Here is a 20,880-nt window from a genome sequence, read left to right on the forward strand (position 1 = left end):
GTCGAACGCGCCTTCTGTCGCATCAAGGACTTCCGCCGCGTCGCCACCCGCTACGACAAGCTCGCCTGCACCTACACCGCAGCCATAGCCCTCGCCGCTATCGTCACGTGGTGGTTATGAGTCTGGACCCTAGGCCGGGGCCAGCCGCGCCGTCCCCGCCCGCATGTCAGGCCCAACGCGGTCGAAGCGGACATGCGCCAGGGCATGACCGCCGGACTGGGTGAACAGGGTGCCCGCCTCCTTGCCCTCGGCGGTGGCGATCGGGGTGCCCACGGGGGCTGCGCCGTCGATCCTCAGCCGGGTCAGGCCCTTTCGCAGGTCGGTCTTGTGCTTCATGCGGGCCGTCACCTCTTGCCCGACATAGCAGCCCTTGCGGAAATCGACGCCGTGCAGACGCTCGAACCCGGCTTCCAGGATGAACGTCTCGTTCGGGATCAGTTCGGCCAGCGTTTCCGGGACGACATGCTCCACGCGGATGGCGTCGAAATCGGTGCCGTCGTCGCCGGTGCCGCCATACAACCGCCAGCCCAGCGCCGGATGCCGGGGATCGGCAATGGCACCATCGGGCACAGGCCCGGTGCCCCGTGCGACGGTCATGTCGGTTGGCTCGATCGAAACCCTGGAGCGCAGCCTGTACATCCCCAGCCGCCGGATCAGGTCGTCGGCCAGCCGCGCATCGACATCGACCAGCAGCGCGTCGCCATCGGGCACGATCAGGAAGTCGGCCAGATACTTGCCCTGCGGAGTCAGCAGCGCGGCCCAGCAGGGCGCGCGGGTCACGTCGTTGCTGACCAATCCTTGCAGAAAAGGCACGCGGTCATCGCCGGTGACGCGGATGATCGTGCGGGTCATGGCTCATCTCCGAATTGCAGGGCGACAAGGCGGGCATAGGCGCCGTCCTTCGCCATCAACTGTGCATGGCTGCCCTGTTCGACAACCCTGCCCTGTTCCATGACCACGATCCTGTCGGCATTGCGGATGGTGGACAGGCGATGCGCGATCACCAGCGTCGTGCGCCCCCGCGACAGCGTTTCCAGGGCCATCTGAACCAAGCGCTCGCTGGCTGTGTCCAGGGCGCTTGTCGCCTCGTCCAGCAGCAGCACGGGCGCGTCGCGCAGGATGGCGCGGGCGATGGCGATGCGCTGGCGCTGGCCCCCGGACAGGGCCGATCCGCGCGGCCCGGCCCGGCTGTCCAGCCCATCGGGCAGGATTGCGACGAACTCGGTCACATGGGCCGCGTCCATGGCGCGCGCCAGGGTTTCCCCATCCGCCTCGGGGCGGCCCATCAGGATGTTCTCGCGCAGGGTTTCGTCGAACAGCGCCGATTCCTGGGACACGGTGGAAAACTGGTCGCGCAGCACCCCCAGGTCGAAGTCCTGGATGGCCACGCCCCCCAGGGCGATCCGTCCCCGGTCGGGATCGACCAGGCGGGTCAGCAGATTGAAGACCGTGGACTTGCCGGCCCCCGACGGCCCCACCAGCGCGGTGGTCCGGCCCGCCTCGGCCGTAAAGGTCAGACCCTGCAGCACGGGCTTGCCGTCATAGGCCAGCCACACGTCATCAAGAACGACGGTGGTATCCTCGGGCGGGCGGGTCCGCGGCCCCGGCAGGATCGTCGGGCGCGTGTCCAGCACCTGATAGATCCGTTCAAGGCTGGCCGCGGCCGTCTGCCAACTGCCTGCCAGCGCACCCAGCCGCCGCATCGGCTGGAACGCCAGCGCAAGGGCGGTGAAGAAGGCCATGAAGTCGCCGATGCTGCGCTCTCCCTCCATCACCTCGCGCCCGCCAAGGGCCAGCACGGCGACAAAGCCCACGCCGGTCACGATGTCGGTCAGCGCGGGGATGACGGTGCTGGTGGCGGCGACCTTGACCTGGGACTGCTGGATACGGGCCAGAATGCCGGCGAAACGGTCGGTCTGGCGTGCTTCGGCCCGGTTCAGCTTGATCGAGGCGATGCCGTGCATCACCTCGTCCAAGCGGGTGGCGCGGCTGCTGGCGTCTGCCCGGTTCTGGCGCATCTTGCGGCGGATGTAACGCTGCACCAGGGCGGCGGGGGCGATCAGGACCGGCGCCCCGATCAGGGCGGCCAGGGTCCATACAGGGTCGATGCTGACCGCCACCCCGAACAGCATGACCAGCGACAGGGCATCGCGGGTGGCCCCGGTGATCAGGGTGGCCCAGACGCCCTGCACGGCGATGGTGTCGCCTTGCACCCGTTCGATGATGGCGCCGGGGGGGTTTTCCTGGAAGAACCGCCCGTCCAGCGTCATGATGTGGGCCAGAAGATCGCGCTGCATGGCGGTGGAAATGCCCAGCGAGATGCGCGACAATAGCGCCCGGCTGCCAATCAGCGTCCCCGCGCGCAACAGGAAAATCCCCATGATGGCGCCGCCGACCCACCAGATCGCGTCCTGTTCGCCGCCCACGAACACCCGGTCGAACAACGGCTTCAGCATCCAGGATATCAGCGCGAGGGTCGATCCCTCGACCGTCATCAGAACGAAGGCCCAGGCCATGGCACCGCGATGGACGCGCAGGTAGTCGGTCCAGAACCGCCGCAGCAGGGTCGAGGCCGCGGGATGCGGGGACGGGTGGTCGGTCACGGGCGGCGGCGCCTTTCGATGGCTTGGGCAGAGCCCAAGCCTTAGCCCGGACGGGCCGGGTGCGACAAGGTGCGGCGCCCGTGCCGCGGCGGTTGACCTTGGCCCCCGCGGGTTCTAGCGATTCGGCATTTATCTGAAGGATATCGGAACATCATGAGCCTTGCCGCAGGACGCCCCGTGATCGCCATTCCCGGCCCCTCGCCCGTGCCGGACCGGGTGCTGGCGGCCGCGCACCGCGCCTCGCCCGACATTTATGGCGAGGAGTTGGCCGAGTTGAACCTTCGGGTCGTGGCGCAACTGAAGCGGCTGGCCGGAACGCAGGCGCATCTGGCCCCCTATATCGGCAATGGCCATGCCGCGTGGGAGGCGGCGGGCGCGAATCTGTTCAACCCCGGCGATCAGGCTCTGGCCCTGTGTTCGGGCCATTTCGGCCGGTCCTGGGCCGGACACATGGAACAGATGGGCATCAATGTCGAACGGCTGGATTTCGGCAACCTGCCCGCCGATCCTGCCCTGCTGGCGCGCCGCCTGGCCAATGACACGGCCGGCGCGATCAAGGCGGTAATGGTGTGCCAGATCGACACCGCCACCGGCGTGATGGCCGACATTCCGGCGCTGCGCGATGCCATGGGCGATCATCCGGCGTTGCTGGTGGTGGATGCCATCGCATCGCTGGGATGCGCGCCGATGATGATGGACGACTGGGGCGTGGACGTGCTGATCTCGGCCAGCCAGAAGGGGCTGATGTGCCCGCCCGGCACCTGCTTTGTCTGGTTTTCGGACCGGACGGCGGCGCGCGGCCGGACCGCGCTGACCACGCCCTATTGGGACTGGCACCTGCGCGCCGATGCCGAGGCGCTGTGGCGGTTCTGGGGGGGCACGCCGCCGGTCCAGCAGATCTTTGCGCTGGACGAGGCGCTGCGCATGATCCTGGACGAGGACGGGCTGTTCGCCGTCTGGGCACGCCACGCGGCCCTGGCCCGCGCCGTCTGGGCCACCGTCGATGCCTGGGCCGAAGGAGGCACGGGCATCCGCCTGTCGGTGGACGATGCCGCCGCGCGGGCATCATCGGTCACGGCGATCACCCTGCCCGGCGCCGATGCGCTGCGCGCCTTCGTGGCCGAACAATGCGGGGTCACGCTGGGCATCGGCCTGGGCGCCCCTCTGCCCGAGGACGCGCTGCGCGTGGCCCATATGGGACATGCCAATGCCGCGATGATCCTGTCGGCGCTGGGTACGATGCAGGCGGGCATGATCGCCCTGGGCATTCCGCACGGCCCGGGCGGACTGGACGCCGCCGCGCGGGTGCTGGCCGAACCCGCCTGACGCCCGGACCGCATGGCCCGCGTCCGTTTCCCCGTGACCCAACGAAAAGGCCGGAACCTTACCCCCGCGCCGCGTCCGGCAGCCGGGCAAGCGTGACCACGGTGTCGCCATAGCGCCGCTGGTCGATCTGCTTTAACGGCGCGGGGACAAGGGGCGGGCGGCCTTCTTCCCAGACGACCATCGCGCCGGGGGCGATCCAGCCCCCGCCGATCGCCTGAACGATCGCCCGTTCGCCCAGACCCAGGGCATAGGGCGGATCGAGAAAGACCAGATCGTACGGCGCGGCGCGATTGTCGCCCATCCGCATCGCGTCGCGCCGCAGCACATCCGTCCCCGCCTGGGCCCGGGCCCGGGCCACGTTGCTGCGGATCAGGGCCTGCGCCGTTGCGCCGTCATCGACAAAGGTCACATGCGCCGCACCGCGCGACAGCGCCTCGAGCCCCAGGGCGCCGGTGCCCGCGAACAGGTCCAGCACCCGCGCCCCCGGGATCGGATTGCCCTGGGTGCCGTTGACCAGCAGGTTGAAGATCGCCTCGCGCACCCGGTCGGAGGTGGGCCGCAGATGGGCGGCCCTGTCGCCGTCGCCCAGATCGGCCAGTTTCAGGCCCCGCAGACTGCCGCCGACGATCCTCATGCCACGATCCCCGAAAGCGACCGATGGCGGGGAACTGTCTGCCCGCCCGCCCCGCCCGGGCGCCCGAGGATAGGTCGGTCAGGAAGAACACGCATCATGCAAGCAGCGTCCTGAGATCGGCTGCGGCGACAATCGCGTCGGGATCGGGGCTGCGGCCCGCCTCGATCAGGCGCTTGCCGATCATATAGGCGCGCGCGTCGTTCAGCGCATCGACGGCGAGCAGGCGGCCTTGCCGGAAATACCAGACCGATCCGCCGTGACGGCCCTCGCCAGGGCGTGTGATGATCCGGTCATGGCCGGTTCCCAGTCCCGCGATCTGCAGCTTGGCGTCGAACTGATCCGACCAGAACCATGGCCTTGGCTGGTACGGCGTGTTCGCGCCCAGGATGTTGTCGGCCACGGCCTCGGCCATGTCGATGGCGTTGCCCACGCTTTCCAGCCGCAGCCGTCCGCCTTGCCACGGCAGGCTGGCGCAGTCGCCCGCGGCCCAGATTGCAGGGTCCGAGGTCCGGCCCAGGGCATCGGTGGCGATGCCGTTCTCGACCGCCAGACCGGCGGCCTGCGCCAAGGCCGTATCCGGCAGCACACCGATGCCTACGACGATAAGGTCGGCGGGCAGTTCGCGGCCGTCGTTCAGCGCCACCCCGTCCGCCCGGCCGGTCCCGGTGATGTGGGATATGCCGGTGCCTTCCAGAATGTCGACCCCATGCGCCCGGTGCAGGGCGCGGATCATGTCGGCCGTTTCCGGTGCCGCGACCCGGCCCAGGATGCGGGGCGCCGCCTCGATCAGCGTGACGGACAGATCCAGCCTGCGGGCTACGGCGGCGGCTTCCAGCCCGATATAGCCGCCGCCGATCACGATCAGACGGCGGCCGGCCCGCATCTGCGGGGCCAGCGCATCCACATCGGCCAGGGTGCGGATTACATGAACGCCCGGCAGATCGCCCCCCATGGCGGCGGGCAGGCGGCGGGCCTGGGCGCCGGTGGTCAGGGCCAGCACATCGTAGCCGATCTTTCCCTTGTCGGTCAGGATGAACCGCTGCGCCGGATCCAGAGCCGTCGCCGTTTCGCCCGGTCGCAGCATGATTCCCTGATCCCGCCACCAACCGGACGAGCGCAGTTCCAGACGATCCAGCCCCATCTGGCCCAGCAGATAGGCCTTGGACAGGGGCGGACGCTGATAGGGGGCCACGGGTTCGGCGCCGATCACCACGATCCCGCCCGCATGACCCCTGGCGCGCAGCCGCGCCGCCATCGACGCCGCCGCCTGCCCTGCCCCCACGATCACGATCTTCATGCCGGTTTCCGCCCCTTCCCGGCCCGCTGGCCTGTCATCGGCCCGCAGCCTATAGTCGGCGCGAATCCGTTGCAATTCAGGAGGACTGCATGAGCGTCACCGTCGGAGATTCATTGCCCCAGGGCAAACTGCTGCGGGTGGGCGAGAATGGCCCCGAAGCTGTCGAAACGGCCGATCTGGGCCAGGGCCGAATTGCCCTGTTCGGGCTGCCGGGCGCCTTTACCGGCACCTGCACCAATGCCCATATGCCCAGCTTCGTGCGCACCGCCGAGGCGTTCCGCGACAAGGGCGTCAGCCGCATCGTCTGCCTGACCGTGAACGACCCCTTCGTGACCGCCGCCTGGGCCAAGTCAACAGGAGCCGCGGATGCCGGGATCGAGGTTCTGGCCGATGCCGACGGCAGCGTGACCAAATCGCTTGGCCTCGACTTCAGCAACCCGGCCGTCGGCTTTTTCGGGCGCAGCAAGCGCTTTGCGGCGCTGCTGAACGACGGCGTCTTCGAGGTGATCGACGTCGAGGACAGCCCCGGCCAATGTGCCGTCAGCGCCGGAGAGGCGCTGCTGGAAAAGGTCTGATCCCGGCGGCTGGCGGAACGCCCGCCAGCCTCGCACCGCCGGCCTCAGACCTCCTTGCGGAAGGGGGTGAATTCGGCCAGGGCCTCGATCTCGGCGCCCATGGCGTCGCGTTCGCGATCCAGATAGTCGGCCAGAGCACGCCCGAATCCTTCGTCCGCGACCCAGTGCAGGGAATGGGTGGCGACGGGCTCGTATCCGCGCGCCAGCTTGTGTTCGCCCTGGGCGCCGGCCTCGACCCGCGACAGGCCGCGTTCGATCGCCACGTCGATGGCCTGGTGATAGCATAGCTCGAAATGCAGAAACGGGTGATCCTCGACGCAGCCCCAGTATCGGCCATAGATCGCGTCCGGTCCCAGGAAGTTCAGGGCCCCGGCGACCGGCCGCCCGTCGCGTTCGGCCAGAACCAGCAGGATATCGTCGCGCATGGTTTCGTGCACATGGTCGAAGAACGCCCGCGTCAGATAGGGGCGGCCCCATTTGCGGCTGCCGGTATCCTGATAGAACACCCAGAAGGCGTCCCAATGGTGCGGTTTCAGATCGTCTCCGGTCAGGTGCCGGATGATGCCGCCAAAGCCTTGCGCCCGCGCCCGCTCCTTGCGCAGGTCCTTGCGCTTGCGCGACGACAGGGCACCCAGGAAATCGTCAAAGCTGCCATAGCCCCGGTTCAGCCAGTGAAACTGTTGCGTGACGCGCGGCAGAAGGCCCGTCTCGGCCCCGGCCTGCGCCTCGTCCTCGGTGCAAAAGGTGACATGGACCCCCGAGGCCCCAACCCGTTCGGCCAGCCGCGTCATGCCCGCCAGCAGGGGCTGACGCAAGGCGGGATCGCGCGTCAGCAGCCGGGCGCCGGTGGCCGGGGTAAAGGGCACCGCCGCCTGCAACTTGGGATAATAGCGTCCACCCGCCCGGTGATAGGCCTCGGCCCAGGCATGATCGAAGATGTATTCCCCCTGGCTGTGGGCCTTGGCATACAGCGGCGCGGCGGCGACCACCTGGCCGTCGGCCTCCAGCGTCACATGCAGGGGTTGCCAGCCCGTTCCGCCCCCGACAGATCCGGATTCCTCCAGCGCCAGCAGAAAGCGATGCGTGGTGAACGGATTGTCGTCGCCAAGCGAGTCCCATGTATCGGCGGGAATCGCGGCGATGCCGGGGTGGGTGTTCAGGATCAGCGCGGTCATGACCGCAAGCTAGGGGCTTGGGGCGCGTTTGTCAGGGGGGCTGGGCGCCGCATTGCGGCAGAGGGATCCAACTTGGCGAAAATGTCGCACGGGGTGCGGGGGTATGACACCCCCGGTGCCTAGCGCATCGCCGAATAACCCTCGAAGGTGATGTTGTCGGCCACGCGACGAGCGACGGCTTCCTCCTCAGGGCTGCGGATCGTCCAGCACAGGACAGGCACTCCCACAGCCTTCAGGGCATCCACCCGCGGGTTCAACAGATCGTTCTTGTCATGCGAGATGAAGCAGGCGCCGCAGCGGTCGAAATCGGCGATCGTGGCCAGATGGCGCCGCCGCTCCTCGGGGATGCCCGACCAGTCGTTTTCCGGAAAGCCGCAGGTCGTCAGTCCAACGGGAATATCGGGGGCAATCCGATGAAAAGCCTCGGCCACATGCGGATTGAAGGACATCACGGCCACGGGACCATCGTAGGTCCGCAAGGCCTCGGCCACAGGCCGATGCAGATCGCCGATCTGCGGGCCCAGGCGCATGTCCTGGTCCTTGATCTCGATCAGCAGGGGGACACGGCCCGCCACCAGGTCCAGGAACTGCCGCAGGGTCGGGATCGACTGGTCGGTGCCCAGCAGCCGTCTGGCCGACAGCGCGTCCGGTTCAAGCGACGCGACAAGACCGTCCGTCCCGGTCAGACGGCGCAGGTCATAGTCGTGGAACACCACCGGTTCGCCCCCGGCAGGCTGGATGTCCAGTTCGATCGCATAGCCCGCATCAATCGCCGCCTGGGCAGCGGCCAGACTGTTTTCGGGGATGCCGTGGCCGTGCAGGCCGCGATGCGCGATGGGGATGGTCAGGAAGGCGTCGGGCAAACCCATCAGGCAACCTCGAAGATGGCTTCGACCTCGACCGCGACGCCCAGCGGCAGCGCGGCGGCGGATACGGCGGCGCGGGCATGGCGGCCCGCCTCGCCAAAAATCTCGACCATCAGATCAGAACAGCCGTTGATGACCTTGGGCTGGTCGGTGAAATCGGCGGTGGAATTGACGAACCCGGTCAGCTTGACCACGCGGCGAACCCGGTCCAGATCGCCCACGGCGGCCTTGAGCTGCGCGATCAGCGACAGCCCGCAGCAACGGGCGGCGGCGGCGCCCTCATCGACCGACAGGCCGTCGCCCAGACGGCCCTTGATGAGGCCGTTGTCGTCCTGGCTGATCTGGCCGGATACAAAGATCAGGTTGCCGGTCTGCACGAAGGGCACATAGTTCGCGGCAGGCATAGGGGCTGCGGGAAGGGTGATGCCCTTGTCGGCAAGGGTGGCTTCGATGCTCATGATGTCCTCCTGTGCTTCGGGCGCGACCCTAGCGCGGCATCGCTCAGGCGACCAGAGCCTCGGCGCGCTTCAGGTCCACGCTGACCAACTGGCTGACGCCCTGTTCCACCATCGTCACGCCGAACAGCCGGTCCATGCGCGCCATGGTGACGGCGTGGTGGGTGATGATCAGGAACCGGGTGTCGGTGCGCCGGGTCATCGCGTCCAGCAGGTCGCAGAAACGGCTGACATTGGCGTCGTCCAGCGGCGCGTCCACCTCGTCCAGAACGCAGATGGGGGCGGGATTGGCCAGGAACACCGCGAATATCAGCGCCATGGCGGTCAGCGTCTGTTCGCCCCCGGACAGCAGCGACAGCGTGGACAGCTTCTTGCCCGGCGGCTGGCACAGGATCTCCAGCCCGGCATCCAGCGGATCGTCGGATTCGACCAATACCAGCCGCGCCTCTCCGCCGCCGAACAGGGTGGTGAACAGCGTGGCGAAATTGGCGTTCACCGTGTCGAAAGCCGCCAGCAGCCGTTCGCGCCCTTCGCGGTTCAGGGCGCCGATGCCCGCGCGCAGCTTGCGGATCGCCTCCTCCAGATCGGCCTTTTCGCCTGCCAGCCGGTCGCGCTCGGCCTCAAGCTCGCGCTTGTCCTCGTCGGCGCGCAGGTTGACGGCGCCCAGCCCGTCGCGCTGCGCGCGCAGCCGCGTGATCCGATCATCCAGCGCGGCGGCGGGTATGTCGTGCGGCGCATCCCCCAGCAAGGCGAGCAGCGCCTGCGGCGTGGTTTCCGTTTCTTCCAGAATGCGCATCCGCGCTGCGGCTTCCGCATCGCGGGCGGCCTCGGCCTGCGCGTCGCGCATGGCACGGGTTTCGCGGGACCCCGAGGCGGCACGCGCGGCCTCGCGTTCGGCATGGGCGGCGGCGCGGGCGGCCTCCTCGGCCTCGGCCAGGCTGGCGCGGGCGTCGGTCAGCCGGGCGCCGGCTGCCACCTCCCGGCCGCGCAGATCCGCGCGGCGGTCGGCCAGCAGAACGGGCTGCGCCTCGGCCTCGGCCAGTTCGCCCAGGGCGGCGTCACGGCGGGCGGCCAGTTCGGCTGCCCGCGTGCCCGCCTGCTGCAGCCGCAGCCTCCAGCCGGAATCCTCCTGGGCGATTTCCTGAAGACGTTTCGTCCGCGCATTCGACTCGCGCTTCACTTCGTCCAGCGCGGTGCGGCGGGTCATGGCGGCAATGCGCGCGGCCTCGACCCCGGTACGGGCATGATCCAGCGCGGTGGCCGCCACGGCCCGGTCGGGCAGCTCCGCCAGCGCGGCCTGGGCCTGCGACAGCCGCGCCTGCGCGTCGCCCGCGTCGGCACGGTGCCGGGCCAGTTCGGACCGGACCGCCTCGGCGCGGCCCTGGGCCGTGAAAAGATCGGATTCGGCCCGTGTCAGGGCGCGGGCGGCATCGGAAAGCCGCCGTTCCGCATCGCGGCGGGCATCGCGGGCGGATTTCTCGGTCGCGGTGGCGTCGGCCAAAAAGGCGCGCGCCTGGTTGTGGCGCTCGACAGCAAGGGCGGCCTTGGCCTCGGCCTCGGCGGTCTGGTCGGCCAGTTCCGCCAGCCGGTTCACCTGTTGCAGATGCAGCGCGGCGGCCGAGGAGGCCGCGCCCGTCATGACCCGCATCCCGTCCCAGCGGAACAGATCGCCCGCCGGCGTGACCAGCCGCTGGCCGGGCTTCAGATCGGACTGGATGGCCATGGCGGTTGCCGCGTCGGACACCAGCCCCACCTGTGACAATCGTCGCGCCAGAACCGCCGGCGCCGCGACATGGGGGGCAAGCGGCCCCGCGCCATCGGGCAATCGCTGCGGATCGGCCCAATCGTTCAGCGGATGCCAGCCGCTTTCGCCTTGGGCCGCCAGCCCCGCCCGCAGGTCGTCGCCAAGGGCTGCGCCAAAGGCGGCCTCGTGGCCCCTGGCGACCGTCACCTGATCCAGGATCGCCCGGCCGCCGGATCCGCCCCGTTCCACCAGCCTGCGCAGCGCGGTTGTTTCCGCCACCAGGGCGCCCGCCTCTCCCTCGGCCTCGGCACGCGCCAGGCGGGTTGCGGTTTCGACGGATTCGGCATTCGCACGGCCAGCCTCGGCTGCGGCAAGGGCATCCTCGGCGGCCTCGGCGCGGGCGGCGGCCGATTCCTGTGTCTGCTCGGCCATGGCCAGATCGTGTTCCAATGCGGCGCCTGCCGCTGCGGCACGCTCGGCTGCGGCCTCGGCCTCGGTGGCGGCCCGTTCGGACCGGGACAGCATCGCGTGCAGGTCGGCCATCAGCCGTTCGGCGGACTGATGCCGGGCGGCCAGCCGCGCCGCCTCGTCGGTCAGGTCCGCCAACCGCGCCTCGATCTCGCGCAGCGCCTCGGCGGCATCCTGAGCGGCATGGGCGGCATCCTCCAGGCGGGCATCATGCCCTTGCCCTGCCTTGTCCAGTTCGGCCTTTTCCCAGGCCAGCCGTTCCACCATCTCGCCCGCGTCGCGGTTCAGCGCATCCTCCCGTTCGATGTCGCGGTCCAGTTGACTGACGCGAGCTTGCAGGCTGGCGATCGCCTGGGCCGCGCGGGCCTGGGCTTCGTCCAGGGCCGCGCCTTCGGCCAGGATGCGCGACAGGATGGCGGCCGCGACTTGTTCCTCCTCTCGCAGCGCGGGCAGCGCGGCGTCCGCCGCCTCGCGCCGGGCGGATGCCGCGCGCGATGCAACCTCAGCGGCACCGGCATCGCGGATCGCTCCGGCCAGCGCCTCGACCGCGGCCAGCCGCGCCGCCTCGGCCTCGGACCACCGCCGGTACAGCAGCGCGCCTTCGGCCAGCCGCAGCGCCGCGCCGATCTCGCGATAGCGTGCCGCCGTGCGCGCCTGCCGGGCCAGGGATGCAGCCTGCGTGGACAACTGGTCCAGCGTGTCATCGACGCGCGTCAGGTTCGCCTCGGCCCCGTTCAGCTTCAACTCGGCCTCGTGGCGGCGCTGATACAGTCCGCTGATCCCTGCGGCTTCCTCCAGGATACGGCGCCGGGCGCGGGGCTTGGCGCTGATCAGTTCGCTGATCTGCCCCTGCCGCACCAGGGCCGGACTGTGCGCCCCGGTCGAGGCATCGGCGAACAGCATCTGCACGTCGCGCGCCCGCACGTCCTTGCCGCCGATCCTGTAGGCGCTGCCCGCATCCCGCGCGATCCGGCGCACGATGTCGAACTGATCCTCGTCGTTAAAGCCCGCGGGCGCCCGGCGGTCGCGGTTGTCCACGGTCAGCGCGACCTCGGCATGGGCGCGTGCGGACCGGCGCGCGGTGCCGGCAAAGATCACGTCCTCCATCCCCTCGCCCCGCATGGCGGTGGGGCGGTTCTCGCCCATCACCCAGCGCAGCGCCTCGAGCAGGTTCGACTTGCCGCAGCCGTTCGGCCCGACGATGCCGGTCAGCCCCTCGCGGATGACCAGGTCGGTCGGGTCCACGAAGCTCTTGAAGCCGTTCAGCCGCAGTCGGTCAAAGCGCAAGCGGACTCCTTTCCGGTTGTGCGGGCGATTGTCGCATCGCGCAGGGCCAAGTCAACCGGGGGCCGCAATATCTGGAAGACAGCGCGGCATTTTCCACAAGATCGGCATGGCCTTGCCAAACCCCTGCGCTAACATCGCGCCATGATTATCGCCCTGTCCCTGATTCTGGCCTTCCAGCTTGTCGGAGAGGTCCTGTCCCGCGCCCTGGACCTGCCCCTGCCCGGCCCGGTGGTGGGTCTGTGCCTGCTGGTCGCGGCCTGCGTGCTGCGCCCCGCGCTGGCCGACCGGCTGCGTCCGACCGCGCAGGGCCTGCTGGCGAACCTGTCGCTGTTCTTCGTGCCGGCGGGCGTGGGGGTGGTGGCGCATCTGCCCACCCTGCGCGACCACGGCATCGGGCTGGCGGTGGCGATCATGGCATCGACGCTGCTGGCCATCGCGGCGGGGGCGCTGGCGTTCCAGGCCGTGGCCCGCCGGACGGGTTCGGTCGATCCATCCGCGCTGAAGGGGGAGGCCGATGACTGATCCCGCGCTGATCTGGTCCTATCTGGCGCAAGGCCCGCTGCTGTGGCTGACGGCCACGCTGGCGGCCTATGTCGTGGGCGACGCGCTGTCCCGCGCGGCGCGGCGGCAAAGCTGGGCCAACCCGGTGCTGATCGCGGTCATCCTGCTGGCCGTTCTGCTGGGCGCGACGGGCACCGATTACGCGACCTATTTTCAGGGTGCGCAGTTCGTCCATTTCATGCTGGGCCCTGCCACGGTCTGCCTGGCGCTGCCGCTTTACGACAACCTGCCCCGCGTCCGCCGCGCCGCCTGGCCGATGCTGGCGGGGCTGGTGGCGGGGTCGGTCGTGGCGGTGGTGTCCGCGCTGCTGATCGCGCGGGGTTTCGGGATCACCGGCCCGGTGCTGGCGTCGCTGGCGCCCAAGTCCACCACCGCCCCCGTCGCCATCGGCATCGCGGAACGGATCGGCGGCCAGCCCACCCTGACCGCCGCCCTGGTGCTGCTGACCGGCATCTTCGGGGCGATCGTCGTGACGCCCCTGCTGAACGCCCTGCGGGTGCGGGACTGGCGGGCGAGAGGCTTTGCCGTGGGGGTGGCCGCGCATGGCATCGGAACCGCGAGGGCGTTTCAGGTGAACCAGACGGCGGGGGCATTCTCGGGCATCGGGATGGGGCTGAACGCGGTACTAACGGCGGTGATCGCGCCGTGGGTGGTGGGGTGGTTGGGATAAGCAGTACTCACGAGTAATAGGTTTACGCTTCGTGCTTGGCCGTCAGCGTAAAAACGAGGCTTTATCGATCATGTCGAGGGGAGAAAGCAATGAATGAGATGACAACAGCAGAATTATTGCTCTACACAACTGTCAAACTAAGTCTTACTAAACACGGTCAAAATGTAGGGAGCGGGACTGGCTTCTTCTTCAACTTCGCAGTAGATGGTAACATCTACGCACCAGGAGTTGTGACAAACAAACATGTCATTGCGGGAGCCGATACTGTCACAGCCAACTGTCACTTAACAGAATCTAGCGTTCTTTGTGGAAAATTTTTGCCGTGCCATATGGCAATAAGAGAAGGATCATACATTCTTCACCCTGACCCGAACGTCGATCTTTGTGCCATCTTTTTCGGGCCAATCAAGGAAGAAGCGAAATCAAAAGGTCTAGAAATCTTCTGGCCTGGAATATCCTTTGAACTTATTCCCGAAGAGCATGATTGGGACTACTTCGATGCCATTGAGGATGTATTAATGATTGGATGCCCACGGGGAATCTACGACGAAGCGAACAACCTGCCCATTATTAGGAGAGGGATTACTGCTTCCTCTTTGGCAAAAAAGTATCAAGGAAAAAATGAATTTATGGTGGACATGGCTTGCTTTCCTGGCTCGTCAGGTTCTCCAATATTTTTGTATGATCGAAACGGCTATCATGACCGAAAAACAAAATCTTACTCAATTGGAGCTTCTCGTCTAAAACTTGTCGGCATTTTGTTCTCTGGCCCTCTGATCCAGAATGACGGAAGCATAATCCTAGCAGAACCTCCTAAAATCTACATCAATTCCATGATGCATCTTGGTAACGCAATTCGGTCCTCAGAACTCAGAATAATTGACAAAGAGGTTCGGAAGAAGTTCGGAACTCTTTCTTCTCCAAGCACCGAATTTGGCGCGCCCATCAAGTGATTCAATCCAGTTTCACATTGTAGGCCGAAACGCCTTCACCTTCCCCGCATCCGTCTCCACCCGCGCCGCGCCAATCAGATCGAGACAATACGGAACCGCCGCGAACACCGCGTTCAGGCAGGTCGCGATCGCCGCAGGCTTTCCCGGCAGGGTGATGATTAGCGTCGCGTCCCGGATCACCGCCGTTTGCCGCGACAGGATCGCCGTCGGCACCTCGCGCAAGGACGCGCGGCGCATTTCCTCGCCAAAGCCCGCCAATTCCTTTTCGGCCACGTCCATCACCGCCTCGGGGGTCTGGTCGCGCGGCGCCGGGCCGGTGCCGCCGGTCACCAGGATCAGGTCGGCGCCGCCCTCGACCAGTTCGCGCAGGGTCGCGGCCACGCCCTCGCGCCCATCGGGGACGATCACGCGGGTGATTTCCATGGGGGATGTCACCACATCACGCAGCCAGGCCTCGGCGCCGGGGCCGCCCTTGTCCTCGTATTCGCCGCGGGCGGCGCGGTCGCTGACGGTGACGATGCTGATGCGGGCGGGGCGGTCGGGGCGGTCGGTCATGGGGCGGGCCTTTCGGTGATCGCCGCCACTGTGGGACAGGCCCGCGCAAAAGAAAAGGCCGCGGGGATGCCGCGGCCTTTGCCGTGATGCGTCGGCTTACGTGTTCCGCGCGTTGCGGTTCGCGACCAGTTTCAGGCGCAGCGCGTTCAGGCGGATGAAGCCCGCCGCGTCCTTCTGGTCATAGGCGCCGGCGTCGTCCTCGAACGTCACATGCGCCTCGGAGTAGAGCGACTGGTCAGACCAGCGTCCGACGCAGGTGGCCAGGCCCTTGTACAGCTTCAGCCGCACGGTGCCGCTGACATGCTCCTGCGACTTGTCGATCAGCGCCTGCAGCATCTCGCGTTCCGGGCTGAACCAGAAGCCGTTGTAGATCAGTTCCGCATAGCGCGGCATCAGGCTGTCCTTGAGGTGGCCCGACCCGCTGTCCAGCGTGATCTGTTCGATCCCGCGATGGGCCTCCAGCAGGATGGTGCCGCCGGGGGTTTCATAGATGCCGCGCGACTTCATGCCGACGAACCGGTTTTCCACGAAATCCAGCCGCCCGATGCCGTGTTTGCCGCCCAGTTCGTTCAGCCGCGTCAGGATCGTGGCCGGTGACAGCGCCTGCCCGTCGATGGCCACTGCATCGCCGCGTTCAAAGGTGATCTCCACGAATTCGGGCGTGTCCGGCGCATCCTCGGGGTTCACGGTGCGCTGATAGACGTAATCGGGCGCAGCCTCGGCCGGGTTTTCCAGCGCCTTGCCTTCGGACGAGGTGTGCAGCAGGTTCGCGTCCACGCTGAAAGGCGCCTCGCCGCGCTTGTCCTTGGCGATGGGGATCTGGTTCTGTTCGGCGAATTCGATCAGCTTGGTGCGCGAGGTGAGGTTCCACAGCCGCCATGGCGCGATGACCTTGATCGAGGGGTCCAGCGCATAGGCCGACAGTTCGAACCGCACCTGGTCGTTGCCCTTGCCGGTCGCGCCATGGGCCACCGCATCCGCGCCGTGCCGGTGCGCCAGTTCCACCAGCCGCTTGGAAATCAGCGGCCGCGCGATCGAGGTGCCCAGCAGATACAGCCCCTCATACAGCGCATTGGCGCGGAACATCGGGAACACGAAGTCGCGCACGAAGTCCTCGCGCAGATCCTCGATATGGATGTTTTCCGGCGCGATGCCCAGCAGCTCGGCCTTCTGGCGCGCCGGTTCCAGCTCCTCGCCCTGGCCCAGGTCGGCGGTGAAGGTGATGACCTCGCAGCCGTATTCGGTTTGCAGCCATTTCAGGATGATCGAGGTGTCGAGCCCCCCGGAATAGGCCAGAACGACTTTTTTCGGCGCATCAGACATGCGGTGAACCCTTTGGCGACGTTTCGGCGGCAATAAGGCCAATCGCCGGGTGTCACAAGGGCTGGACACCGATCCCCTTGCCAAATGCGCGCTTTCACGTCATGCGCAGGCGCATGGAAAATGCCGCCGCGTCCACTGCCCCCGCCTTTGCCGATCTGGTCCGCAACGCCGAAGTCGCGATCCGCGGCCTGTTCGACGCCACGCCCCTGCAACGCAACGACCACCTGTCGGCCAAGCACGGCGCGGACATCTGGCTGAAACGCGAGGATCTGACCCCCGTGCGCAGCTACAAGCTGCGGGGTGCCTTCAATGCGATGCGCAAGCTGGCGACGCCGGATGCGCCGGGGCATTTCGTCTGCGCCAGCGCCGGCAACCATGCACAGGGCGTGGCCTTTGCCTGCCGCCATTTCGGCGCGCGCGGCACGATCTTCATGCCGGTGACGACGCCCCGGCAAAAGATCGACAAGACCAGGGTGTTTGGCGGCGACGCGATCGAGATCGTGCTGACCGGCGACTATTTCGACCAGACGCTGGCCGCGTCCCAGGCCTTTGCGGCCCAGCATGGGGCACAGTTCCTGCCGCCCTTCGATTCGGCCGACGTGATCGAGGGACAGGCGACGGTGGGCCTGGAGATTCTGGAACAGATGGGCGGGGCGCCCGACCTGGTGGTGCTGCCGGTGGGCGGGGGCGGGCTGTCGGCGGGGATCGCGCGCTATTTCGCCGAAGAGGCGCCCGTCACCCGGTTCGCCTTTGCCGAACCCCTGGGCGGCGCCAGCCTGCAGGCGGCGCTCCAGCAGGGGGGCCCGATCGCGCTGCCCGCCGTGGACAATTTCGTCGATGGCGCGGCGGTGGCCCGCCTCGGCGCCCTGCCCTTCGAGGCATTGCGCCGGTTCAGCCCCCGCGACGTGCATCTGGCACCCGAGGATCGCATCTGCATCACCATGCTGGAAATGCTGAACACCGAAGGCGTTGTGCTGGAACCCGCGGGCGCACTGGCCATCGACGTGCTGGACGACCTGGGCGATCTGTCGGGCCAGCGCGTCGTCTGCGTCTGTTCGGGCGGCAATTTCGATTTCGAGCGCCTGCCCGAGGTCAAGGAGCGTGCCCAGCGTTTCGCCGGCCTGAAGAAGTATTTCGTGCTGCGCCTGCCGCAGCGACCGGGCGCCCTGCGCGATTTTCTTGAACTGCTGGGCCCCGACGACGACATCGCGCGGTTCGAATACCTCAAGAAGTCGGCACGGAATTTCGGTTCGGTCCTGATCGGGATCGAGACATCCGTCCCTGCCAATCTGACCGCCCTGACGCGACGCCTGGACCAGGCCGGGTTCGCCTATCGCGATATTACCAACGACACCATCCTGGCCGAACTTCTGGTCTGATTTCGGGCGTTTACCGCGCCTTTACCGGCGGCGGGTTATCACCGTGGCATGAAACGCGCGAATCGCCAGACATCGACCGCCCCGGAACCGTCGGAAACACGGTTGATGCGCCGCGTCCTGGTGGTCAGCCACAACGCGGCCCAGCGTCGCATCTTTGCCATCCAGTTGCGCCGTGCCCGTTACGAGGTTCTCGAGGCCGGCTCGGTCGAAGATGCACTGGCGGTCTGCGCGCGCATCGAACCCGACATCGTGCTGTCGGACTGGGTGATGCCGGGCCAGACGGGTCTGGATCTGTGCCGGGCTTTCAGGGCATCCGAACGCAGCAATCACGGCTATTTCGTGCTGCTGACCTCGGCCCACAACGCCGAGGACATTTCCCGCGGGCTCGAGGCGGGGGCGGACGACTTTCTGACCAAGCCGGTCATCCAGCAGGAACTGATGGCCCGGCTGGCCGCGGGCGAACGCATCCTGCGGGTCGAGGAGGAACTGCGGGCCAGCAACGCCCAGCTTCGCGCCGCGCTGGAACGGCTGCGCGAAACCCAAGGGGCAATCGACCGCGACCTGCGCGAAGCGCGCAAACTGCAACAGGGCCTGGTCAAGCAGCGGCTGGGCCGGTTCGGCCCCATGCAACTGTCCCTGCTCTTGCGGCCGGCAGGCCATATCGGCGGCGACCTGGTGGGGTTTTTCCCGATTGGAGAGGATCGGGTCGGCATCTATGCCCTGGACGTGTCGGGCCATGGCGTCACCGCCGCCCTGCTGACGGCGCAGCTTTCCGTTCACCTGTCGGGATCGTCCGACCAGAACGTCGCCCTGCGTGCCGCGCAGACGGGAACGGATGCGGTCAGTCCGTCACACCTGGCCCATTTCTTCAACAACATGATGCTCGAGGAAATGGCGACCGACACCTATTACACCATGATCTATGCCGACCTGAATCACCTGACAGGCCGGCTGCGCATGGTGCAGGCCGGTCATCCCCACCCGGTCCTGCAACGCGCCGACGGGACCGTTCAGCCCCTGGGACGGGGCGGGATGCCGATCGGTGTCTTCGAAAAGCCCGTTTTCGACGAGATCGACCTTGTGCTGGAACCGGGCGACCGGCTTCTGATCTGTTCGGACGGCATCACCGAAGCCACCAATCCCGCCGGTCGCCTGCTGGGCAGCGACGGGGTCGAGGCGATCATGCGCACCAACGCCTTTCTCAGCGGCAACGTGTTTCTGGAATCGATGGCCTGGTCCGTGTCGGAATATTGCCGGGGCGAACGCCAGGACGACATCTCTGCCGTGCTGCTCGAATATCTGGCCCCGGCGCAGCCGGTAAGCCTGCCCGGCGGCTAGATCAGCCCCCGGAACCGGGACAGGAACGCCCTCGCCCCCGGATCGGCCAGCAGGTCCATGGCCGCGCGGGGACTGGCCCACCGGGCGGAATGATGCGGCTCGGTCGGATCGGACAGGCGGCGGATCGGCCGGGCGACCCAGACATGGCACAGCTTTTCGGCGTGCCAGCCATGGTCCGGCATGAAGGCAAAGCGGCGATAGGCGCCCAGCCAGCGGGCCTGGCCGATAATCCAGCCGGTTCCCTCGAACACCTCGCGGCGCAGCGCGCGCAGCGCGCCCTCGCCCGCGTCGATGCCGCCGCCGGGCAACTGGAACTCGGGTTCGGGCTGGGACTGGTGCGTCAGCAGCAACCCTCCGTCCCGGACCAGAAGGCCATAGGCGCCCGGCCGCAGGCGGTGGCGCCGTCCGGGAACGGGCGGGTTGCCGTATCGGCGTATCATGCAATGTCCCCCAAGGATCACACGGCCCTGTCTATCCCGAACCGGCGGGCGGAAAAAGCCGCTCCTCAAGGATGCGGCAAAGGCCGCCCCTTGGGATCGCTGGCAAATGTCCTATATTGGGCCCGACCTCGCCCGTCCCTGCGGGCGCGACCCGTTTTTCAGGAACACCGCATGAGCAAGATCAACCAGATTGCATGGGACGACACGGTTTTGCCCTTTCAGCTTGATCGGTCCGACATTCGCGGACGCGTCGCCCGGCTGGATGGGGTGCTGGACCATATCCTGTCGCGTCACGATTATCCGGCCCCGGTGGGGGCGATGGTGGCGGAACTGGCCCTGCTGGTGGCGCTGATCGGCCCTACCGTCAAGCTGCGCTGGAAGCTGAGCCTTCAGGTCCGCGGCAGTGGCGCGATCCGCACGCTGGCGGCCGATTATTATGCCCCCGAACAGGACGGCACGCCCGCGCGCATCCGCGCCTGGGCCAGCTTCGATGCTGACCGTCTGGACGGCCGCCCGCCCTTTGCCCAGATCGGCGAGGGCTATTTCGCCTTGCTGATCGACCAGGGCGCGGGCACCTTGCCCTATCAGGGCATCACGCCGTTGTCGGGCGGGTCGCTGTCTGCCTGCGCGCAGACCTATTTCGCGCAATCCGAACAGTTGCCGACGCGGTTTCAACTGGCCAGCGGCCAGTCGCGCCGTCCGGGCGAGGGGGGCCACTGGCGCGCGGGCGGCGTGATGCTGCAAACCCTGCCCGCACAGCCCATGCAGGCAAGCGAGGGCGGCAGCGGCGACGGCGGGCTGATCGAGGCCGCCGACATCCTCCAGGGCGCCGAATCCGAGGATTGGAACCGCGCCAACCTGCTGCTGGATACCGTCGAGACGCTGGAACTGATCGGTCCCTCGGTCGGGCCGACCGACCTTCTGCTGCGGCTGTTCCATGAGGAGGCCCCCCGTGTCTTCGACGCGCAGCGTGTGGAATTCGGCTGTTCCTGCACATCGGATCGGGTGCGCGACACGCTGTCGATCTATTCGGCCAAGGACATCGCGCACATGACCACCGATGCGGGCATCGTTACCGCCGATTGCCAGTTCTGCGGCGCCCATTACGAATTCGACCCCCACAGCCTGGGATTCGAGGCGACGGTCGATGCCGATGGACAGCCCCTGTCCGGCCCCATCTCTGACCGGGCGGCCGAGTGAGCCCCGCCTGGTCCGAGGATCGCCTGCGCCG

19 protein-coding genes and 1 pseudogene are annotated in these 20,880 nt (G+C 67.6%); 9 read left to right on the forward strand and 11 right to left on the reverse strand.

Annotated features, from left to right (window positions below; genetic code table 11):
* Positions 1–120: pseudogene (locus EYE42_RS09075) on the forward strand (IS5/IS1182 family transposase); the annotation flags it as partial.
* Positions 121–129: 9 nt separating this feature from the next.
* On the opposite strand, the gene ygfZ reads toward EYE42_RS09075, so the two are convergent.
* Complete coding sequence (gene ygfZ, locus EYE42_RS09080) at positions 130–852, reverse strand: CAF17-like 4Fe-4S cluster assembly/insertion protein YgfZ (RefSeq protein WP_130991014.1); 723 nt, start codon at positions 850–852, stop codon at positions 130–132.
* Complete coding sequence (locus tag EYE42_RS09085) at positions 849–2,516, reverse strand: ABC transporter ATP-binding protein (protein ID WP_130991186.1); 1,668 nt, start codon at positions 2,514–2,516, stop codon at positions 849–851. Before EYE42_RS09085 ends, ygfZ begins: the two co-directional genes overlap by 4 nt.
* A gap of 240 nt (positions 2,517–2,756) precedes the next feature.
* Here EYE42_RS09085 and EYE42_RS09090 point away from each other — a divergent pair, with 240 nt between their 5' ends.
* Positions 2,757–3,929, forward strand: a complete 1,173-nt coding sequence (locus tag EYE42_RS09090) for a pyridoxal-phosphate-dependent aminotransferase family protein (RefSeq protein WP_130991015.1) — start codon at positions 2,757–2,759, stop codon at positions 3,927–3,929.
* 58 nt (positions 3,930–3,987) lie between these two features.
* On the opposite strand, the gene rsmD is transcribed toward EYE42_RS09090, so the two are convergent.
* Together rsmD and EYE42_RS09100 are read right to left on the reverse strand one after the other, a co-directional pair.
* Positions 3,988–4,563 (reverse strand): 16S rRNA (guanine(966)-N(2))-methyltransferase RsmD, encoded by a 576-nt coding sequence (gene rsmD / locus EYE42_RS09095; RefSeq protein WP_130991016.1) that lies wholly within the window; start codon positions 4,561–4,563, stop codon positions 3,988–3,990.
* 94 nt (positions 4,564–4,657) lie between these two features.
* Positions 4,658–5,860 (reverse strand): NAD(P)/FAD-dependent oxidoreductase, encoded by a 1,203-nt coding sequence (locus tag EYE42_RS09100; protein WP_130991017.1) that lies wholly within the window; start codon positions 5,858–5,860, stop codon positions 4,658–4,660.
* Between the two features lie 89 nt (positions 5,861–5,949).
* Between EYE42_RS09100 and EYE42_RS09105 the strand changes: the two genes are divergently transcribed.
* Positions 5,950–6,435 carry a peroxiredoxin gene (locus EYE42_RS09105; RefSeq protein WP_130991018.1) on the forward strand — a complete coding sequence of 162 codons (486 nt, stop codon included), beginning with the start codon at positions 5,950–5,952 and terminating at the stop codon, positions 6,433–6,435.
* 44 nt (positions 6,436–6,479) lie between these two features.
* Here EYE42_RS09105 and EYE42_RS09110 read toward each other — a convergent pair whose 3' ends face one another.
* The 4 genes from EYE42_RS09110 to EYE42_RS09125 all read right to left on the reverse strand — a co-directional run bounded on the left by EYE42_RS09110 (position 6,480) and on the right by EYE42_RS09125 (position 12,430).
* Positions 6,480–7,610, reverse strand: coding sequence for a GNAT family N-acetyltransferase (locus EYE42_RS09110; protein WP_130991019.1), 1,131 nt, complete (start codon positions 7,608–7,610; stop codon positions 6,480–6,482).
* Between the two features lie 119 nt (positions 7,611–7,729).
* Positions 7,730–8,479: a glycerophosphodiester phosphodiesterase family protein gene (locus EYE42_RS09115; RefSeq protein ID WP_130991020.1), complete on the reverse strand. Its 750-nt coding sequence runs from the start codon at positions 8,477–8,479 to the stop codon at positions 7,730–7,732.
* Positions 8,479–8,934 (reverse strand): RidA family protein, encoded by a 456-nt coding sequence (locus tag EYE42_RS09120; RefSeq protein ID WP_130991021.1) that lies wholly within the window; start codon positions 8,932–8,934, stop codon positions 8,479–8,481. The genes EYE42_RS09115 and EYE42_RS09120 overlap by 1 nt, the downstream gene beginning before the upstream one ends.
* Positions 8,935–8,977: 43 nt before the next feature.
* On the reverse strand, positions 8,978–12,430 hold the full coding sequence (locus tag EYE42_RS09125; protein WP_130991022.1) for a chromosome segregation SMC family protein: 3,453 nt from the start codon (positions 12,428–12,430) through the stop codon (positions 8,978–8,980).
* Between the two features lie 141 nt (positions 12,431–12,571).
* Between EYE42_RS09125 and EYE42_RS09130 the strand changes: the two genes are divergently transcribed.
* The 3 genes from EYE42_RS09130 to EYE42_RS09140 all read left to right on the forward strand — a co-directional run bounded on the left by EYE42_RS09130 (position 12,572) and on the right by EYE42_RS09140 (position 14,614).
* A complete protein-coding gene (locus EYE42_RS09130) occupies positions 12,572–12,952 on the forward strand; it encodes a CidA/LrgA family protein (RefSeq protein ID WP_130991023.1) in 381 nt (126 codons plus the stop codon).
* Positions 12,945–13,661, forward strand: coding sequence for an LrgB family protein (locus EYE42_RS09135; RefSeq protein WP_130991024.1), 717 nt, complete (start codon positions 12,945–12,947; stop codon positions 13,659–13,661). The genes EYE42_RS09130 and EYE42_RS09135 overlap by 8 nt, the downstream gene beginning before the upstream one ends.
* An 89-nt stretch (positions 13,662–13,750) precedes the next feature.
* A complete protein-coding gene (locus EYE42_RS09140) occupies positions 13,751–14,614 on the forward strand; it encodes a S1 family peptidase (protein ID WP_130991025.1) in 864 nt (287 codons plus the stop codon).
* A 12-nt stretch (positions 14,615–14,626) separates the two neighbouring features.
* Here the strand turns inward: EYE42_RS09140 and mog are convergent, their stop codons facing one another.
* Together mog and EYE42_RS09150 are read right to left on the reverse strand one after the other, a co-directional pair.
* Entirely contained in the window at positions 14,627–15,169 is a 543-nt protein-coding gene (mog, locus tag EYE42_RS09145; protein WP_130991026.1) for a molybdopterin adenylyltransferase, read from the reverse strand.
* A gap of 96 nt (positions 15,170–15,265) precedes the next feature.
* A complete protein-coding gene (locus EYE42_RS09150; RefSeq protein ID WP_130991027.1) occupies positions 15,266–16,492 on the reverse strand; it encodes an argininosuccinate synthase in 1,227 nt (408 codons plus the stop codon).
* A gap of 113 nt (positions 16,493–16,605) precedes the next feature.
* Between EYE42_RS09150 and ilvA the strand changes: the two genes are divergently transcribed.
* Together ilvA and EYE42_RS09160 are read left to right on the forward strand one after the other, a co-directional pair.
* Positions 16,606–17,871, forward strand: a complete 1,266-nt coding sequence (gene ilvA / locus EYE42_RS09155) for a threonine ammonia-lyase IlvA (protein ID WP_130991187.1) — start codon at positions 16,606–16,608, stop codon at positions 17,869–17,871.
* A 48-nt stretch (positions 17,872–17,919) separates the two neighbouring features.
* A complete protein-coding gene (locus EYE42_RS09160) occupies positions 17,920–19,209 on the forward strand; it encodes a PP2C family protein-serine/threonine phosphatase (protein ID WP_130991028.1) in 1,290 nt (429 codons plus the stop codon).
* Here the strand turns inward: EYE42_RS09160 and EYE42_RS09165 are convergent.
* On the reverse strand, positions 19,206–19,649 hold the full coding sequence (locus EYE42_RS09165; protein WP_130991029.1) for an NUDIX domain-containing protein: 444 nt from the start codon (positions 19,647–19,649) through the stop codon (positions 19,206–19,208). The two genes, EYE42_RS09160 and EYE42_RS09165, sit on opposite strands and share 4 nt — an antisense overlap.
* 171 nt (positions 19,650–19,820) lie before the next feature.
* Here EYE42_RS09165 and hslO point away from each other — a divergent pair, with 171 nt between their 5' ends.
* Positions 19,821–20,849, forward strand: coding sequence for an Hsp33 family molecular chaperone HslO (gene hslO / locus EYE42_RS09170; RefSeq protein ID WP_130991030.1), 1,029 nt, complete (start codon positions 19,821–19,823; stop codon positions 20,847–20,849).
* Positions 20,850–20,880: the final 31 nt, after the last annotated feature.

This window comes from Paracoccus subflavus, assembly GCF_004310345.1.
Classification (GTDB): domain Bacteria; phylum Pseudomonadota; class Alphaproteobacteria; order Rhodobacterales; family Rhodobacteraceae; genus Paracoccus; species Paracoccus subflavus.

What these genes read in the sequence shown, in the direction of transcription:
- EYE42_RS09105 (WP_130991018.1), top strand. Translation starts at nt 5,950, where the DNA reads ATGAGCGTCACCGTCGGAGATTCATTGCCCCAGGGCAAACTGCTGCGG.
- hslO (WP_130991030.1), top strand. Translation starts at nt 19,821, where the DNA reads ATGAGCAAGATCAACCAGATTGCATGGGACGACACGGTTTTGCCCTTT.
- EYE42_RS09150 (WP_130991027.1), bottom strand. Translation starts at nt 16,492, where the DNA reads ATGTCTGATGCGCCGAAAAAAGTCGTTCTGGCCTATTCCGGGGGGCTC.
- EYE42_RS09085 (WP_130991186.1), bottom strand. Translation starts at nt 2,516, where the DNA reads ATGGCCTGGGCCTTCGTTCTGATGACGGTCGAGGGATCGACCCTCGCG.
- EYE42_RS09120 (WP_130991021.1), bottom strand. Translation starts at nt 8,934, where the DNA reads ATGAGCATCGAAGCCACCCTTGCCGACAAGGGCATCACCCTTCCCGCA.
- EYE42_RS09160 (WP_130991028.1), top strand. Translation starts at nt 17,920, where the DNA reads ATGAAACGCGCGAATCGCCAGACATCGACCGCCCCGGAACCGTCGGAA.
- EYE42_RS09130 (WP_130991023.1), top strand. Translation starts at nt 12,572, where the DNA reads ATGATTATCGCCCTGTCCCTGATTCTGGCCTTCCAGCTTGTCGGAGAG.
- EYE42_RS09115 (WP_130991020.1), bottom strand. Translation starts at nt 8,479, where the DNA reads ATGGGTTTGCCCGACGCCTTCCTGACCATCCCCATCGCGCATCGCGGC.
- rsmD (WP_130991016.1), bottom strand. Translation starts at nt 4,563, where the DNA reads ATGAGGATCGTCGGCGGCAGTCTGCGGGGCCTGAAACTGGCCGATCTG.
- EYE42_RS09165 (WP_130991029.1), bottom strand. Translation starts at nt 19,649, where the DNA reads ATGATACGCCGATACGGCAACCCGCCCGTTCCCGGACGGCGCCACCGC.
- EYE42_RS09090 (WP_130991015.1), top strand. Translation starts at nt 2,757, where the DNA reads ATGAGCCTTGCCGCAGGACGCCCCGTGATCGCCATTCCCGGCCCCTCG.
- EYE42_RS09135 (WP_130991024.1), top strand. Translation starts at nt 12,945, where the DNA reads ATGACTGATCCCGCGCTGATCTGGTCCTATCTGGCGCAAGGCCCGCTG.
- ilvA (WP_130991187.1), top strand. Translation starts at nt 16,606, where the DNA reads ATGGAAAATGCCGCCGCGTCCACTGCCCCCGCCTTTGCCGATCTGGTC.
- EYE42_RS09100 (WP_130991017.1), bottom strand. Translation starts at nt 5,860, where the DNA reads ATGAAGATCGTGATCGTGGGGGCAGGGCAGGCGGCGGCGTCGATGGCG.
- mog (WP_130991026.1), bottom strand. Translation starts at nt 15,169, where the DNA reads ATGACCGACCGCCCCGACCGCCCCGCCCGCATCAGCATCGTCACCGTC.
- EYE42_RS09110 (WP_130991019.1), bottom strand. Translation starts at nt 7,610, where the DNA reads ATGACCGCGCTGATCCTGAACACCCACCCCGGCATCGCCGCGATTCCC.
- ygfZ (WP_130991014.1), bottom strand. Translation starts at nt 852, where the DNA reads ATGACCCGCACGATCATCCGCGTCACCGGCGATGACCGCGTGCCTTTT.
- EYE42_RS09140 (WP_130991025.1), top strand. Translation starts at nt 13,751, where the DNA reads ATGAATGAGATGACAACAGCAGAATTATTGCTCTACACAACTGTCAAA.